This window comes from Bdellovibrionota bacterium (assembly GCA_040386775.1).
Classification (GTDB): Bacteria; Bdellovibrionota; Bdellovibrionia; order Bdellovibrionales; family JAEYZS01; genus JAEYZS01.
This window is the reverse complement of the sequence record JAZKEU010000021.1, coordinates 17,458-34,324: the sequence shown is the minus strand read 5'-3', so window position 1 is coordinate 34,324 and position 16,867 is coordinate 17,458. Positions and strand designations below refer to the sequence as shown.

Annotated in this window: 13 protein-coding genes; 9 read left to right on the top strand and 4 right to left on the bottom strand. The window is 39.4% G+C overall.

The genetic code is table 11. From position 1 onward, the window contains the following. Nucleotides 1-10: 10 nt before the first annotated feature. Nucleotides 11-2,296: a transglycosylase SLT domain-containing protein gene (locus V4596_13390; GenBank protein MES2770133.1), complete on the top strand. Its 2,286-nt coding sequence runs from the start codon at nt 11-13 to the stop codon at nt 2,294-2,296. Nucleotides 2,297-2,405: 109 nt separating this feature from the next. Then, nucleotides 2,406-3,926 (top strand): LysM peptidoglycan-binding domain-containing protein, encoded by a 1,521-nt coding sequence (locus V4596_13385; protein ID MES2770132.1) that lies wholly within the window; start codon nt 2,406-2,408, stop codon nt 3,924-3,926. Between the two features lies 1 nt (nt 3,927). Here V4596_13385 and V4596_13380 read toward each other — a convergent pair whose 3' ends face one another. Further along, a complete protein-coding gene (locus V4596_13380; protein ID MES2770131.1) occupies nt 3,928-4,263 on the bottom strand; it encodes a hypothetical protein in 336 nt (111 codons plus the stop codon). Nucleotides 4,264-4,405: 142 nt separating this feature from the next. Then, on the bottom strand, nt 4,406-5,197 hold the full coding sequence (locus tag V4596_13375) for an Mrp/NBP35 family ATP-binding protein (protein MES2770130.1): 792 nt from the start codon (nt 5,195-5,197) through the stop codon (nt 4,406-4,408). Between the two features lie 28 nt (nt 5,198-5,225). On the opposite strand from V4596_13375, the gene V4596_13370 reads away from it, so the two are divergent. Next, nucleotides 5,226-5,594 (top strand): hypothetical protein, encoded by a 369-nt coding sequence (locus tag V4596_13370; protein MES2770129.1) that lies wholly within the window; start codon nt 5,226-5,228, stop codon nt 5,592-5,594. Here the strand turns inward: V4596_13370 and V4596_13365 are convergent. Next, a complete protein-coding gene (locus tag V4596_13365) occupies nt 5,591-5,953 on the bottom strand; it encodes a hypothetical protein (protein MES2770128.1) in 363 nt (120 codons plus the stop codon). The genes V4596_13370 and V4596_13365 overlap by 4 nt on opposite strands. A gap of 271 nt (nt 5,954-6,224) precedes the next feature. On the opposite strand from V4596_13365, the gene V4596_13360 reads away from it, so the two are divergent. The 3 genes from V4596_13360 (at nt 6,225) to V4596_13350 (ending at nt 8,568) form a co-directional block, all read left to right on the top strand. After that, on the top strand, nt 6,225-7,295 hold the full coding sequence (locus tag V4596_13360) for a hypothetical protein (GenBank protein MES2770127.1): 1,071 nt from the start codon (nt 6,225-6,227) through the stop codon (nt 7,293-7,295). Nucleotides 7,296-7,435: 140 nt separating this feature from the next. Next, entirely contained in the window at nt 7,436-7,825 is a 390-nt protein-coding gene (locus tag V4596_13355) for a hypothetical protein (protein ID MES2770126.1), read from the top strand. Nucleotides 7,826-7,956: 131 nt separating this feature from the next. Then, nucleotides 7,957-8,568: a hypothetical protein gene (locus V4596_13350; GenBank protein MES2770125.1), complete on the top strand. Its 612-nt coding sequence runs from the start codon at nt 7,957-7,959 to the stop codon at nt 8,566-8,568. Here the strand turns inward: V4596_13350 and V4596_13345 are convergent. Beyond that, a complete protein-coding gene (locus V4596_13345) occupies nt 8,565-9,005 on the bottom strand; it encodes a photosynthetic reaction center cytochrome c subunit family protein (protein MES2770124.1) in 441 nt (146 codons plus the stop codon). The two genes, V4596_13350 and V4596_13345, sit on opposite strands and share 4 nt — an antisense overlap. 166 nt (nt 9,006-9,171) lie before the next feature. On the opposite strand from V4596_13345, the gene V4596_13340 reads away from it, so the two are divergent. The 3 genes from V4596_13340 to smc are packed head-to-tail and all read left to right on the top strand — an operon-like array spanning nt 9,172 to nt 16,841. Beyond that, nucleotides 9,172-10,506, top strand: a complete 1,335-nt coding sequence (locus V4596_13340) for a glycine--tRNA ligase (protein MES2770123.1) — start codon at nt 9,172-9,174, stop codon at nt 10,504-10,506. A 36-nt stretch (nt 10,507-10,542) separates the two neighbouring features. Next, complete coding sequence (ppdK, locus tag V4596_13335) at nt 10,543-13,239, top strand: pyruvate, phosphate dikinase (protein ID MES2770122.1); 2,697 nt, start codon at nt 10,543-10,545, stop codon at nt 13,237-13,239. Continuing rightward, a complete protein-coding gene (gene smc, locus V4596_13330; protein ID MES2770121.1) occupies nt 13,236-16,841 on the top strand; it encodes a chromosome segregation protein SMC in 3,606 nt (1,201 codons plus the stop codon). The genes ppdK and smc overlap by 4 nt, the downstream gene beginning before the upstream one ends. The last annotated feature ends 26 nt before the right edge of the window (nt 16,842-16,867 follow it).

Below are 16,867 nucleotides of genomic sequence, written 5' to 3'. Positions count from 1 at the left end.
GAGGTACGTGGTGAAATTTAGTTTTACGAAATCCATAAGTCTAGGAATAGCAGTTGTCTTTTTATCGAGCAACGTGATGGCAAGTCTTCAGCCAGTGCAAATGAATTTTCAAAAAGAAGTTCCGCAAACACGTTGGATTTTTGATAAAAAAGCGAAAGATCTTAAGCCCGCATACAAATCATTGGCACAGCTTAAGAATTCCCAAATCACAAGAAATTTCAGTGCTTGTCAGTCACAAGGCAAGGCGGCTTATGCCTCTAATAAAATTTTGAGACCCTGGATACTTTCAGTTCAGTACGATTGTGAATTGAACGGGGTGAATTCAAAAAAGTCTGGCGTTGCTCAGTTGAGAGTTTTGAATGGCTTATTGAAAGGACAACCGGATTGGCTTTTAAGAGGCCCATATAAAGATAAATTAAAGAGCGGCTATGTGGATAGCCATTTTGCAATTCTAGAGTGGGAAATCAGAAACAGACCACAATTGGCATGGTCTTCGGTGGGAGAGCTTTTGGATATTCAGGATTGGATGAATCCAGAGCAAAAAGCTCGCGCATTCCAAATGGCCGGGGAGCTTTCCTTCTTGCAGCAGAATCTTTTAACTGCAAAAGCGTATATTTTAAAAAGCTTAGTTCAAAAGGATGACGTAAATCTCAGAGATAAATTGAAAGCGATCGAGTCTGCACTTTTATTTAAGAAAGATAAAGATCAAGACACAGCTGCCGAAGAAAAACCACTGCTAGTGAACCTTGGTCAAGAAGAACAAAAAATAGTAGAGAGAATGACGGGTGCATTAAAATCTGGAGATTTGTTCTCAGCAACTCAAGATGGCATGGAGTTGATCGAAGAATATCCAGGAAGTCTTCGAGCCGACTGGGCAACCCAGAGAATCAGTGAGTCTTATCAATCGATTTCTCAACAAGATGAAAAGCAATTTAAAGTTCTAAGATATGATTTTATCAACGTGATGAAGCGTGCAGATTCAAAAAGGCTTTTAGATTGGGCAAAGAGAGCTTACCGAACTGGTCAGTATAAAGATGCCGCGGATCTTGCAGAAGAAGCCTATACAAAATCAAAAGGTGATATTGCTTCCGTAGAAATCGTAGATCTTTTGGCAAAATCCACCATGCATAATAAGGATTTTGGGAAAGCGCAAAAATATTTTAAAGAAGTGACCGAAAAATATTCTGGAACAAAAGAGTCCGTCGATGCGTATTTCTATTTAGGAATGATGCAATACATAGATAAAAATTATTCTAAAGCCATCTCCAATTTTGAAAAAGTAATATCTCAGCTTCAGTATTCAGATTTAGAATTGATGGCGAGATATTGGCTCTGGAGAACAGCGCAAAAAACAGATTCTCAGAGAGCGCAAGTAGAAGTGCAAATACTCATTCAGAAATTTCCATTTTCATACTATGGATTAAGGGCAGTTGCTGAGCTGAACAAAGGCGAAGTGAGTTTTGGTAGTTTAAAGAAAAAACTTACTCAAAAGCAGGACATTTGGTTGAGCCCACAAGAAAAATTATCCTGGGACAGATTCCAAACTTTATCAGCAGCCGGTTGGTATGAAGAGGCAAACTTAGAGTTGAATGAAATTCCGGTACCTGAAAACCCTGAGGGAATTGCCATGCTTGCAAGACATTATGCAGCAGCATTTAATTATCCAAAAGCGATTTCTATGTTGAACAAGGCTTGGGATGAAAACTCTGCCTTAAGAAATTTTTCATTGCTACAAACAGCTTATCCAAAAGAGTTTGAACCATTGATCATTGAACAAGCTAACATCAGAAAAGTAGATCCAAAACTTGTGATGAGCTTGATTCGACAAGAAAGCTCTTTCAATGTGTTCGCAGTTTCATCGAGCAGCGCTTACGGATTGATGCAAATGATTCCACCCACAGCAAAAGAAATTGCTACAGCTTTAAAAATTAAAAATCTAGAAATTCCGACAACATTATTTGATCCAGAAACAAATATCCGCATGGGAACTTATTATTTTGCGAAAATGATTACAGATTTTGGCAACAACGTTCCATTTGCACTGGCAGCATACAATGCAGGCCCAACTCGATTAAAAAGATGGATGCAGTCCTCAGGGATTTCTCCTCAATTAACGTCGAGTCCAGAATATGAGGTCTGGGTGGATCTCCTTCCGTGGAATGAAACGAGATTTTACGTGAAAGCGATATTGAGAAATTACCTGATTTATCAATTGATTGACTCGAGTAAGGTACAAGTCAAAGATCCGGTTTGGGTCAATTCTACGGCACAGTCCAGTACTCCTATTGGAAACTGAGTTCCATTGATTATTGATTGCGGCGCCAAGGTTTTTTATACTAAATTAGATAGATGCCCAACGTAAAATTTTTGGCGCTATATTGTAGACTCTCGACATTGGAGATAAGATGAGAAATTTCACAACGTTGTTAAGCACTTTACTCTGCGTGCTTATATTGTCCGGCTGCGGTTCTTTGAACAAGAGATATGAAGCGAAAAATGATGCTCATGATGAAGATGAAATTGTTCAAATCCCTGTAGACCCAGATCAACCCAATATTCTTCCTATTGATGCTGAAGATGCAGAAAAAAAAGAAGACGTTGTGAGTGCACCTGAGGTAACTGATCAATCTTTAGAGAAATCCAGTCAAGCGGAGCCAGCTCGTGTAGACATTCCGGATGCAAAAGTATCTTTAAAAATTTACCCAGATATTCCACATCACTATAATCGCCATGTACAAAAATGGTTGGATTATTTCCAAAGTAAACGTGGGTCTGTACACATGCAAAAATATCTCGAGAGATCTGCAAGATATCTCCCGGCGATGAAAAAAATCTTAAAAGAAAATGGTCTTCCCGAAGATCTAGTTTATATCGCGTTGATTGAATCAGGATTTGGTTCTTCAGCAAGATCACATGCGGGAGCTGTAGGATACTGGCAGTTTATCGCGCCAACGGGAAGAAGATACAATCTTCAAATCAACTCCTTGATCGACGAAAGAAAAGATCCATTCAAATCTACCCTTGCAGCGGTAAAATATTTTAGAAGTTTATACAATGTATTTGGCAATTGGTATTTTGCATTCGCAGGCTATAATGGCGGTGAAAACAGAATGTTTAGAGTATTGATGAAGCATGATTCTAGAGATTTCTGGACAATTGCAGAAACAAAAAAGATGCTTCCTAAGGAAACTGCGAACTACATTCCAAAATATATCGCTGCAAGAATGATTGCCAAGAATCCAGAGAAGTACGGATTTACAAATTTAGAATATCACGAGCCTCTTTCATTCTCAGAGGTTGTGGCGAGCCAAACTGTGAATTTAAGAACGATGGCGCAAGAAATGGGTATCCAGTACGAAGATTTAAGATCTCTAAATCCACAATTCAATACGGAATTTGCTCCGAACTTAAATAATCAAAGCCTCGTGATCAGAGTTCCAACAAACTCTACTGAGAAAGCAACTGTGGCTATGTCTAAGAGTTATGTGGCGAATACAAGAGCGATCGCAATGGTTCGTTCAAATGAAAGTTACAGATACAAAGTGAAGCACGGTGACACTCTTCATAGAATTGCAAAAAAACACGGAACTACGATTTCTAGAATTAGATCTATGAATAATTTGGGTTCCAAAAGCGCATTGCGGGTGGGTCAGTTTCTAAAAGTTCCAGAAGGACAAGCAAACCAAAAACAGATCATTCAAGATTTACGGAGGACGCTTAAAGAATCTAGAACAGCTGAAAAGAAACCTCAAAGCTCTAAGAGAATTAAAAAAGACAAGAAACAGCAGATCATTGTAAGACGTGGGGATACACTTTTAAATATTGCTAGAAAATACAATGTGTCGTTATCAAGAATCTTGGCTGCCAACGATCTGAGTAGAAGATCTAAACTTCTCGTTGGGACCAAGCTCGTCATACCCAAATAGGTCAGTGAAAAGTTTTTCTAGCTGATTCATAAGCCTGTAAAAGTTCTTTCCAGGCTTTTTCAAAACCAGTTTTCATTTCATCTTTCGCTAAAAGTCCTTTGTCCTTAAGATCGTTTATTTTTTCAGAGGCGGTTTTATACTTCATTTCTAGATCTTCGATCTTTTGAGTGGCTTCGTTCTGTATATCAGAACCTACTTTTGTGAGTTTATGTTTAAACTCATCTAGCTTCTGAGACCACTCGCTGAGTTGGCTATCAAAATTCTCATAAGAATTTGTAGGTGGCGGTGCAGTTTTTGAAGTGGTTTCATCTGAAGTTTCTGTGGTCTTTGTTTTCATAACATACCTCCTTTGTCGACATCGTCATGGTTATATATAGAATCGGTGGTAAAGCTAAAAACCACAATGGATGGCACGAATATTGTCGTCAACTACACAATTTAGACTCAAAATTGGAAAAAATAACAAGGCTGTTGGAATATTAGACGAATTTACGTAGAATTTTCTCTGCTAGTTCTCCGAAGATGTTTCCCTCTAGAGAATCGGGTTTTGACTGCACAATTGGAATTCCAATTTCACAACCCATGGCTGTATTTTGAGTGAATGGAATTTCTGCGAGTTTGGGAATTTCATTTTCTTTGATGTATTTGTCCAATTCGCCTTTAGGAAAAAGACTCATGCGTTCACCACTTGGGGCCAGGAAATAAGACATATTTTCGATCAATCCAAACATTGGAACATTCAGTTTTTTGAACATATCGATAGATCGGGTCACATCAATCAATGCAATATTTTGCGGAGTCGTAACCGTAATAGCCGCAGACATAGGGATCTTTTGACAGAGTGTAAGTTGAACATCGCCAGTTCCCGGAGGAAGATCCACGAGTAGATAGTCTAGCTCTCCCCAGTTCACATCTCGCAAGAGTTGCTCAAGGGCCTTAAAGAGCATTGGGCCTCTCCAAATAAGCGCTTGATTATCCTCTACGAGAAGTCCCATGCTCATGATTTTCACGTTATAGCGCTCAATAGGCTCTAATTTGTTGCTTGAGTTCACGGGTGGGGTTTGATTCAAGATCCCAAATATTCTGGGGATAGATGGACCATAAATATCCGCATCTAAGAGTCCAACTTTTGCCCCTTTTTGAGCAAGGGCCAAGGCGAGGTGAGAAGTCACGGTACTTTTACCAACTCCCCCTTTGCCGGAAGAAATAGCAATCACATGCTTGACGTTGGGGATGGGCTTTTGCTGGTCGAATGGATTAGGATTTGCCATAACTTTACTTCACCTTTAATCTTAAGTTATGAAGTGGTTTTTACTGGCAAACATATTCTTTGTCATCATTCTTTTTATTCTCTACAAGAGAGACAACAAGTCTCAAAAACCATCTAAACTCAATTTCTCTAAAAATAAACGCACAATCGAAGCTGGTGAATTTGAGGCTGTTTTTCGAGAGAAACAAGAAAACAACGATCAATATGAGAAAGTTCTAAATATTCTATTTCAATTCAACGGTGAGACTTGGGATGCCTATGAGGTTTTAGGTCTTCCGGCAGGCAGCAATATTCCAGAAGCACGAGTAGCCTTTGAAAGAGCCCTCAAAGAAGGCAAGGATTCCGAAGCTTTTCTAAAAGCGGCCCTCAACGCCATTGTTCATATCAAAAAAGGCTAATTTTTCTTTATGGGATTTAAATTGTAAACGACAGTCATATTAGGAATAGAAGAAGTGATAGCGACTAGCACAGATTCTTTAACGGGTTCTTTGGGTTCAAACACTATTTGAAAATAAGGTCTTCCATTGGAATCTTTTTTGAGTTTGTATTTGGTGTTTAAGAGTTCTTCCATGCGCGCAACTTGAGCTTTGCCTTCCGGTGAATTGAGGTAATTCTGATGATAGGTGACGGCAAGTTCTAAGACATTGAGCTTTTGTTCCAACACGAATCCTTGTTGCATAAAAAGAGCACCGCATGCGTTCAATGCAAAGGATTGTAGACTAAAAAATGTCAGAGCCAAAACCACCAGAATCTTCATATCGTACCCCACGTACTCGAAGGACACTAACAGAAAAATCTATAGAGTGGAGACAAATTTGATCCATTAGAAATCTTTTTAGACGCAGGAAGGTAAATAAAGTTCAAAAAAATGATCATATATTAGTCAGTAGTGACTAACAATTTTGGGCAAAGAGTACACCATCCCCTCGTATATTTGACCTAAAGCGCTGAAATTGGTATCTAAAATTGCATTAACACCTATCGTACTGGAAGTGCGTGTGGGTCGTCTTTTGTGTTGGAGTAGTTATATGAAAATTCTAGGGTACGTTGTAATTGCGTTGGCTGTGATGTCTTCGCTAAAAGTAAGTGCGCAAACTTGTGCTCAGCTTTTCAATTCCATTAATTCATTAACACAAACAGAGCAATCAAAGCTCTATGGTGCTTACATTCAAATTGCTAGCAGACTTAGTCATGAAAATTTTCAGCCTTTAAATCACACGCAATCGAGCGATGTTTTATCATTGTCAAAAGTGAACTTTATAAAGAAACACCAATCATCTATTCAGAGCCTCATTGCGAAAGGTGAGGTTTCTTTGGAAGAGATCGTAAAGGCCCAGGTGTTCTTGGCAGAAAGTATTACTGAAGGAATAGCAAGGCCCCATTCTTACGTGTTTATTTTGAATAGCAAAATATACTCATTTGATTTGAGAGGTACAGGCTATAAAGTTCTTGGTGAAAATAAAGTTGGATTCACTCACACATCTCTTTCCCAATTTTTAAGATTAGGAAAATTAATTTCAATATTAGTACAAAACGAAAATGTTTTTATATTTCCAAGAGAAAATAAAGATCCTTCATATTTTGAAGAGATCGCAAAAGCAGGAAAGATACCGCAATACCTCAAAGAACTTTATGCTTCTCATAAAAATGAAATTACTGAAATTCTAACACAGACAACTACGACAATTGGAAGTCTGGCGGTAGGATCTCCTCTGAAAGTAACAACTGAAAATGGTGAAGCTGTTACTTTTTTAACAACACAGATTTTGCAGGCAGACGGTAGTGCGGTCGCAACGATTCTATATTTTGCACCAAAAGGTCAGGTCCTTGAGCAAAACAACAGAAAACGATGGGGAAGTTTACGTTTTTCTCCTCACATGGGCTACGGACTGAATGCAAAGATTAAGCTAAAATCTGAAGATGGAACTGGAATGGTGATAGAAAATGGTATGCTACAGCTTTCTAATGAGGCAAAAGCAAAAAATTTACTTCTCTCTATGAACTCCGTAGTTGAAAACTCAGAGACTAGTGCTTTTAGGTCTGATTTTATTAAAAAACATGGATTTGCTGTTAAATCTATGGGTGTATTAGTTGATTAATAGCCAAAAATGCTTTCAATGAAGCTGACTTTAATCGAGTTCTGGTTGGCCTTGATGTCATCATTAATAAAAGAGGTGAGAAATTTTATATTCTACCTTCAAAAAACGGTGACTTATACTTCTCGATTGAGAATTCGCAAATGGGTAAGTTGAGCGATATATCAACCTCCGAACATGGAAAAGTGTTTTATACAGCGTCCGGAGAGAAAATTGTAATTGGAAGATCGGTAGGATTTTTGTCAATATCAGAATCTAAGCGTTCTGCCTCAGATGAGTTTCCCATTGTTAAGGCTGCTTTTTATGCCAAAATCGAAGTTTCGTTAAAATTAAATAGTTTAGATCAGGCGCAAAAAGATAGCTTAGATAGCGCAATGAAAAAGGTTTATGATAAACAAAGTGAACTAGGGCCTCTAATGAATTTACCGCTACAGAAATTGGTAGAAATTGCAGCAGAAATTAAAACAGATTTGATCAAGAATGGTAATTTTACATCAAGTCAGTCAGATCAGATTATTAAAGTATTATTTTAGACACGAGTTTAAGACCTAAAATACATAGGTGCCAAGAAAATATATCTTCCGGTGAAGCTAAGCGTGAGAGCGTTTAGTTAAAAAATTGTAAATGATTGTCGCAAAATTTTTTTGCGACAAAAAGGTTGTATATGAAATCACTGATTTTATTAATAGCACTCATGTCATTTTCTTCTCATGCTTACGCACAAGCGTCGACATGTGAGTCACTCTTTACAGATAGAATCACCGTGGATGACATCATCTTTTCAGGTGCAGAAAATATGTATTCAGACACTCAGCTTACGCGAGATGAATTTTATGGTTTGATGCATGATCATTATGCGCGTGAAAGAGCTAAGCCCAATCCGCAATCCATTCGAGATTTGCTAGTGAGACATGGCAATAAAGTCGCAAGTTATCAAGGTCAAGTTGTGAGGATAGAATCAGCCATGAGCCAAGGAAATAAGGTTTATGAAAAACAATTCCCCGACAATATAAATAATGTCGGTTACTTTGAGGAAACGACCGGAAAATACTGGATTATGCCTCACAATCCGGGTCATGTGCTCATTTGGAATTACACTAAGAATCAAACTTTAGATATTAAGCTTCCTGAAAATAGCAAAATGGAATCTATTGATTTCGACTTTGCCGATATCTATCAGCCTAAAGTAATTATTGGTTATGAACAGCATGGAAAGAGTTCTCAGCCACAATCAAAAGATATGACGATCAATCTGCTGACGGGCAAAGAAATCTAGAATTTTTCTTTCTTTTCTTTGAACTCAGGTTTAACAACGCCCTTGTGGCACATGTAGCAGTCGACTTTCTCGGAGAAAGAATTCTTGTATTTATCATTGATCATATCCACCATTTCCATGTGAGCTTTGGCGATTTGGTGGGTTTTCTTAGAGGCATCCCTATAGTTTTTGGTGTCGTGACAGTGGTTGCACGTCACGCCCAATTGACGAGAAATAGTGATCATCTGATCGCGGTACTTATCCCAAGCTTCCCAGGGCTCGAGCTGTAGGGCTTTAGCTTTTTTGCCTGCTTCTTGGACAGATTTTTGAGCAGCTTCCTTCTTGTGAGCGTCCTTCTGAGAATGTGTTTCCGCATGCATTACAAAGGCACCCAACAAAATGGCCACAAAAGTGATGATCATCGCTGTGCGTTTAAGCTTTAAAGTTGTGTTTCCCATATCAAAATTCTTTAATATTTTCGGTGATAACACAAGCCCCAATTGTTGACTCGTCTAGGGCTTGAAGTTACTTCTATAGCCACATGCATAATTAGATACTAAGAACTACAGTTCTTAGTGCCACAAGAGTAGCGACAGCATCCAGCTGCCGGTACGGGAGATATTAATGGAAATCAAAAGGCTTTCAGATCTTTCAACACTCGTTTCACTTTGCAAAAGACGCGGCTTTGTTTTTCAAAGCTCAGAAATTTACGGTGGACTCAATTCTTGCTGGGATTACGGACCACTTGGAGTAGAACTCAAAAATAATATTAAAAAAATGTGGTGGGAGGCGATGACCTCTCGTGATGACGTTGTGGGTATCGATGCCTCGATCCTGATGGCTCCACAAGTATGGAAAGCCTCAGGACATATTGATGGATTTTCTGATCCCCTGGTAGAATGCAAAAAATGTAAAGCTCGTCATCGCGTAGACAAGATGAAAGATCCCAAAGTGTGCGACACTTGCGGAAGCAAAGAATTGTCAGAACCAAGAAACTTCAATTTGATGTTTAAAACTTTTATGGGGCCCGTAGAGGAATCAGCGTCGGTAGTTTATCTTCGCCCAGAAACTGCTCAAGGGATTTACGTGAACTTCGAAAATGTTCAAGTCACCGCTCGTAAGAAAATTCCATTCGGGATCGCGCAAATCGGAAAAGCTTTTAGAAACGAAATCACTCCAGGAAACTTTATTTTTAGAACTCGTGAGTTCGAGCAAATGGAGATGCAATACTTTGTAAAACCAGGAACAGACAATGAACACATGAGTTACTGGAAAGAAACAAGAAATGCTTATTATTCTAAAATTGGTTTCAATCCTGAAAACTTGAGATTCCATCAACACAAAGACGGTGAGTTAGCTCACTATGCTAAAGAAGCTTACGATATCGAATTCCAATTCCCATTCGGTTGGCATGAGTTGGAAGGTATTCATAACAGAACTGACTTCGATTTAAAAAATCACCAAGAACTTTCGAAAAAGAAATTGGAATATTTCGACGAAGCGAACAAAGAAAAGTATTTGCCATTTGTGGTAGAAACTTCGGCAGGTTGTGACCGTATGGTGCTGGCGGCTCTGTGCGATGCCTACCGTGAAGAACATGTGGCAAAGGACGGGGAGACGGACGTTCGCGTGGTGCTCGGATTCCATCCAGAATTAGCTCCTGTAAAGGTTGCGTACTTGCCACTCTCTAAAAAACCAGAATTAATGAACATCGCCACTCAACTTCGTTCAGATCTTTCTCACTACAGATCTCAGTACGACGATGCGGGAAGTATCGGTAAACGTTACCGTCGCCAAGACGAAGCGGGAACTCCACTTTGCGTAACGATTGACTTTGATACTTTGAACGATAAAAAAGTTACGGTTCGTCATCGAGATTCCATGGTTCAAGATCGCGTGGCGATTGATGAGCTGGATTCATACATTAGAAAATCGTTCAAGAATTACAAGAGACCATAAAAAAACGGTCGGCTAACGTCGGAGGAGTCAATGCAGATGCAAACGAATCAGGCTACGGGTACAAATAAATTTATTTATTCTTTCGGCGCCGGAAAAGCCGAGGGAAATGCAAAAATGAAAAATACCCTCGGTGGAAAAGGTGCCAACCTTGCCGAGATGTCTTCCTTGGGATTGTTGGTTCCACCGGGATTCACAATCTGTACGGACATTTGCACGGAGTTTTATAAGAATGATAAAAAACTCCCAGACTTTGTTAAGGCTGGTGCTCTTGAAGCATTAAAACAAATCGAAAAAGAAATCGGTAAAAAGTTTGGAGATCCTAAAAATCCGTTACTTGTGAGTGTAAGATCGGGAGCAAGAGCCAGTATGCCGGGGATGATGGATACAATCCTTAACCTGGGATTAAATGATTTTACGGTCGAAGGCTTGGCTGAAAACAGTAAAAATCCTAGATTTGCATGGGACTCTTATAGAAGATTTATTCAGATGTATTCAAACGTTGTTATGGGTATGAACCACTCAATGCTAGAAATGCATTTGGATGAACTCAAAGAAACAAAGAAATACAAGAACGACACGGATATGACGGTGGACGATCTAAAATTCCTCGTTAAAGAATACAAAAAACAAATTCAAGAAGACCTTGGTGTAAAATTCCCAGAAGATCCAATCGAGCAATTGTGGGGATCGGTTTCAGCAGTTTTCAGAAGCTGGCATACGCTGAGAGCAAAAACTTACAGGCAACTTCACGATATTCCAGAAGAATGGGGAACTGCGGTCAACATTCAATCTATGGTTTTCGGAAATCTCGGTGAAGATTCTGCAACAGGAGTTTGCTTTACGAGAAACCCATCGACTGGCGAGAAAATGTTCTATGGTGAATTTCTCATTAACGCTCAAGGAGAAGACGTAGTTGCTGGGCTTAGAACTCCACAGCCGATTTCAAAAAAAGAAGCAGAAGGCACAGGATTAAGATCTCTAGAAGAAGCAATGCCTGAATGCTTTAAGCAGCTTTGTGAAATTCAGAATAAATTAGAAACTCACTACCGAGACATGCAAGATATTGAGTTTACAATCGAGCGCGGTAGACTTTGGATGCTTCAAACTAGAAATGGCAAGAGAACTGCAAAAGCCGCTCTTAAAATTGCTTGTGATCTGATCGATCAAAAATTAATTACGGAAGAAGAAGGGTTGATGAGACTTGATCCATCTTCTTTAAACCAACTTCTTCATCCAACACTCGATCCAAAAGCTAAAAAGATTTTATTGGCAAAAGGACTTCCAGCATCTCCGGGCGCCGCTTCAGGACAAATTGTTTTTACATCTGAAGAGGCAGAGGAATTAAAAGAAAAAGGAATCAAAACAATTCTCGTAAGAATCGAAACATCTCCTGAAGACATCAGCGGGATGGTAGCATCTCAAGGTATTCTCACTACTCGAGGTGGAATGACTTCTCACGCAGCAGTTGTTGCAAGAGGAATGGGGAAATCTTGCGTTGCAGGTTGCGGGGATATCGAAGTGTCATACGCAAAACAAGAAATGAAAGCTGCAGGCAAAACATTTAAAAAGGGTGATGTGATCACTCTAGATGGCGCTACTGGTGAAGTGTTTGAAGGCCCAGTAAAAACTATCGAGGCAGATTTAAGCGGTGAGTTTGAACGCATCATGAAACTCGCGGACAAATACAGAACAATGAACGTAAGAACAAACGCAGATACTCCACATGATTCAAAAACAGCTCGTAGATTTGGTGCTGAAGGTATTGGACTTTGTAGAACAGAACATATGTTCTTTGATCCCGATAGAATAGATATCGTTCGTAGAATGATTATGGCCGAAACTACGGAAGAAAGAAAAGTTGCTCTTAGAGAACTTCTTCCAATTCAAAGAAAAGATTTCTTTGAAATCTTCCAAGTTATGGAAGGTCTTCCGGTTACAATTAGATTATTAGATCCACCACTTCATGAGTTCTTGCCGCAAGAAGAAAAAGATCAAAAAGATTTATCAGAAAGAATTCAAATTTCTCTCGAAAAATTAAAAAACAGAATTCACTCGCTTCATGAATTCAATCCAATGCTTGGTCATCGTGGTTGCAGACTTGCGATCACGTTCCCGGAGATTTATGAAATGCAAGTGCGTGCAATTTCTGAGGCTGTTTGCGAATTAGTGAAATCTGGAAAGAAAGTAATTCCAGAAATTATGATCCCCCTGGTTTCGACACAAAAAGAGCTTTCCATTTTGCGTGGCCAGGCAGAAAAAGTAATTCAAGCTATTCAGGCGGAGACGAAGACTAAATTTGATTATTTGATTGGCACTATGATTGAGCTACCACGCGCCGCGATATGCGCTGATGAGATCGCTGAATATGCTGACTTTTTTAGCTTCGGAACGAATGATTTAACACAGACGGCGCTGGGCATCTCTAGAGACGATGCGGGCAAGTTTTTGGGAGCCTATGTAAATGCTGGAGTTTTCGAAAAAGACCCCTTCGTTACCATTGAAAAGCATGGGGTCGGAAAATTTGTGAAAATGGGTGTTGAATTAGGCCGAAAAGTGAAACAAAAATTAAAGGTCGGAATTTGTGGTGAGCACGGAGGGGATCCTGCCAGTGTGGAGTTTTTCCATTCGGTGGGCTTAGATTACGTGAGTTGTTCGCCATACAGAGTTCCAATCGCGAAATTGGCTGCTGCACAAGCTGCCATCGCGAACAAAGCTGAGGGAGTTCGTCATTGAGAATTAAAAAATTAGAACTAGTTGGTTTTAAATCATTCAAAGATAAAACAGTCATCTTGTTTGATGCTGGCGTAACAGGGATCGTAGGTCCTAACGGTTGCGGTAAATCAAACATCGTTGATGCCATCACTTGGGTGATGGGTGAGCAGTCTGCAAAACATCTACGTGGTCAAAGCATGGAAGATTTAATCTTTGGTGGCGCTGAAGGTTACGCTCCAGGTGGATTCGCAGAAGTTACAATGATTCTCGAAAATGACGGTGGTCCGTTTCCTGTAAAATACTTAAGCTTCACAGAAATTTCGGTAACAAGAAGATTGCATAGATCAGGTGACAGTGAATACTTAGTTAACCGTGAGCCAGCAAGACTTCGTGATATCCAAGAAATTTTCATGGATACAGGAGCAGGTTCAAAAGGTTTTTCGATCATCGAACAAGGTGCCATCGGGAAAATCATTACGGCAAAACCTTTAGACCGCAGATCACTCATTGATGAAGCGGCCGGAATTACAAAGTTCAAAATTAGAAAAAGAGAATCGCAAAGAAAAATCGTAGCAACAGATCAAAACTTAGTTCGTCTCAAAGACATCATTGCGGAATTAAAACGCCAAATCGACAGTCTCCAAAGACAAGCCAAAAGAGCAGAGAGATATCGTGAATTAAAAATTCAAGTGGAAGATCTAGAGTTACTACTAAGCTCTAAACAATATCTCCAAATGAACGAAGAGTTATCAACTCTCAAAACTAATTTTTCTGATAGCGAAGATAGCGACATCCAATCCACAACAGAACTTGAAACTTTAAGTGCTGACGTTGAAAGATTGGCTTTAGAAATCGCAGAAAAAGAACAATACGTTCAAATACAAGTTCTTCAGGCGAACAATGGAAAAGAACAAGTTCGTGAAAAAGAAAATATCATTCAAAGATTAAAATTCGAAGTGGAACAAGCAGAAAGAAATCAACTTGTGCAAACTTCCATGAAGCAAGAAGCGGAAGCTAGAAAAGGGATTCTAGAGAGCCAATTGATGGAGTTAAGAGAGAGACTTCAGGTTGTGACTTTGGAAGTTGAAAGCCTAGAGCTATCTCATACGGAAAAAGAAGAAGTTTTCCAAAAGATGCAATCTCGCATTCAAACAGCAGATCAAGAGTTAACCACAATTCGTAGAGAATTGATGACGGTAAACTCGGCTCTCACTCAAGTTGAAATCAATATCTCAAGCGTTGAAGCTAGAATTGAAGAAGTTGAGCAAAAAAGGGATGTATTATTAGAAACTGTGAGTTCATTGAGAGAAAAAGAATCAGAATTCTCAAAACGTAAAACTTCATTCTACAATGACCTTGAAAAAGAAAGACAAATGCAGCTTTCGATCATGAGTGATGTCGAGAACTTCGAAGCGAACAAAAATGCCCTAGAAGAGCAAGTTGAATCAAGACGTGTAGAAGTACAAAAATTCAAAGACGAATTGAACCAAGTGGCATCTCGTTTGTACGGATTAGAAGATCTCCAAGCAAACTTTGAAGGGTTCGAAGACGGTGTTAAAAACGTTATGCTTTGGAAAAAAGCACAAACTGAAATCCATGCTGATGGTTCAGTTTCACAAATCATGCCCGTAGCGGACGTAATTGAAGTGCCACCTGAATATGAAATTGCCATGGAAGCAGCTTTGGGCCCTAAGCTCCAAATGCTTCTTTCTCACAACTCGAAAGATTCATTGTCAGCGGTACAGCACTTAAAAGACAAGAGCGGGGGGCGTTCAAGCTTCTTTGCCAGTGACATGGCGATGATTTCAACTCTGAAACGTCAGGGTGATCCATCAAATGAAGACGGTGTAAAACAATTATTATCAAAAGTCATTTCTGCTCCAGATAAATATAAATCTCTCGTAGAATTCATCACTGATGATATCGCAGTAGTAGACAACATCTCTACAGCTTTAAGACTCAGATCACAGTACACGGGCTGGAACTTCGTAACAGAAGACGGCGATGTATTGACGGCTGGTGGAGTTCTTACAGGTGGAGCTTCGGATTCTGCGGATAGCGGAATGCTCAAACGCCGCCGTGAAATTAAAGAACTTTCTCAAAGCAAGGATGAATTGGCTGGAAAACTAGCCCTTTCGCAAATGACTTTAGAAAAATTGGAAGATCAATTCGATAAAGTTGCTAAAGAATTAGAAAGTGCTAAGACTCAGCAAATTCAAAAAGAATTAATGATCGCAGAACTCAAAAAAGATCTCGAAAGAGCTGAAAATGAGTTAAAATCTGTTACGGAATCTCTGGAAAGACAAAACCAAGAATTGTCTGAAGTGGATAACAGAAGACTTTCTTTAGAAGAAAAACGTGATCAAGAGCAAGAAAGAGCAACAGGCTTTAGAGATCGCAAATCTGAATTGGAAAATGGCGCTCAAACCATTGAAGTTGAATATCAAGAAGCCAAGCTTGGAATTGATCAAGTTCGTATAGATGCGATGAACGCGAGAGTTCAATTCGCGCAAAGTTCTCAAGAGAAACAAGGTTTAACGAGCCAAGTGAATATGCTTGAGACTTCGTACAATGAAACATCAACAAAATTAGATCAAATGATCAACGAGTCAGACTTGAACACGGAAGTGCTCAGTGTGAATCAAGTTCAATTGGAACAAGAAAAAGTTTTATTAGAACAAATCATTCAACAGGCTCAACATGCGGAAGAGAGATCTTCAGAGCTTCGCAATGAATTCACGGAAATTTCAAACGAACACATGAAGAAACAACAACGTGTGCTTGAAATTCAACGAATTAGAAATGAAAAACAAGCGCAAGTGAATGAAATGAGATTCAAGATCGAACAGACTCAAATGAAACTACAATACCTTGTAGATCAAATGAGAGAGCGATACATGCTTGATCTCGCCATCAAGTCCCAAGAGTACATCGCGCGCGAATGTGATGTAGCTGCAACTGAGCTTGAAGTGAATGAACTTAAAGATAAAATTAAAAAAATCGGTGAAGTTAATTTATCTGCGATCCAAGAGTATGACGACATTCAAAAGCGTTATGAGTTCTTAGTTCAGCAGGAGGCAGACTTAACCGAAGCAAAAGAAAATCTCCGCCGCGTTATTGATCGTATCAATAGAATCTGCAATAAGCGTTTCAGAGAAACATTTGAATCTGTGAATGAAAGATTCCAGAAGGTATTTCCAGTATTGTTCGGTGGCGGTGAGGCTCAATTGACTCTCGTGGAAATCGAAGGGGAAGACGAACAAGGGATCGACATTATGGCAAAGCCTCCGGGCAAGAAATTGCAAAACATCACGTTGATGTCTGGTGGAGAGAAAGCCTTAACATCAGTGGCGTTGATCTTCTCGATCTTCCTTGTAAAACCATCTCCATTCTGTTTATTGGATGAGGTCGATGCTCCGCTGGATGATGCTAACGTATTCCGTTTCAACGATCTGGTTCGTGAAATGGCGAAGCGTTCGCAAATTATTATCGTCACTCACAACAAGAACACTATGGAAATCAACGAAAAACTTTACGGCGTAACAATGCAGGAAAAAGGTGTTTCGAGAATGGTTTCTGTATCACTTGAAGAGGCAAAGGGTAGCGTAGTATCAGCACTGTAATTATTAATTTTATTAACAGCGCTACC

Coding starts and splice junctions, on each gene's coding strand:
- ppdK (MES2770122.1), top strand. CDS start 10,543: ATGCAAACGAATCAGGCTACGGGTACAAATAAATTTATTTATTCTTTC.
- V4596_13360 (MES2770127.1), top strand. CDS start 6,225: ATGAAAATTCTAGGGTACGTTGTAATTGCGTTGGCTGTGATGTCTTCG.
- V4596_13370 (MES2770129.1), top strand. CDS start 5,226: ATGAAGTGGTTTTTACTGGCAAACATATTCTTTGTCATCATTCTTTTT.
- V4596_13345 (MES2770124.1), bottom strand. CDS start 9,005: ATGGGAAACACAACTTTAAAGCTTAAACGCACAGCGATGATCATCACT.
- V4596_13340 (MES2770123.1), top strand. CDS start 9,172: ATGGAAATCAAAAGGCTTTCAGATCTTTCAACACTCGTTTCACTTTGC.
- V4596_13350 (MES2770125.1), top strand. CDS start 7,957: ATGAAATCACTGATTTTATTAATAGCACTCATGTCATTTTCTTCTCAT.
- V4596_13380 (MES2770131.1), bottom strand. CDS start 4,263: ATGAAAACAAAGACCACAGAAACTTCAGATGAAACCACTTCAAAAACT.
- V4596_13355 (MES2770126.1), top strand. CDS start 7,436: ATGGGTAAGTTGAGCGATATATCAACCTCCGAACATGGAAAAGTGTTT.
- V4596_13385 (MES2770132.1), top strand. CDS start 2,406: ATGAGAAATTTCACAACGTTGTTAAGCACTTTACTCTGCGTGCTTATA.
- V4596_13365 (MES2770128.1), bottom strand. CDS start 5,953: ATGAAGATTCTGGTGGTTTTGGCTCTGACATTTTTTAGTCTACAATCC.
- V4596_13375 (MES2770130.1), bottom strand. CDS start 5,197: ATGGCAAATCCTAATCCATTCGACCAGCAAAAGCCCATCCCCAACGTC.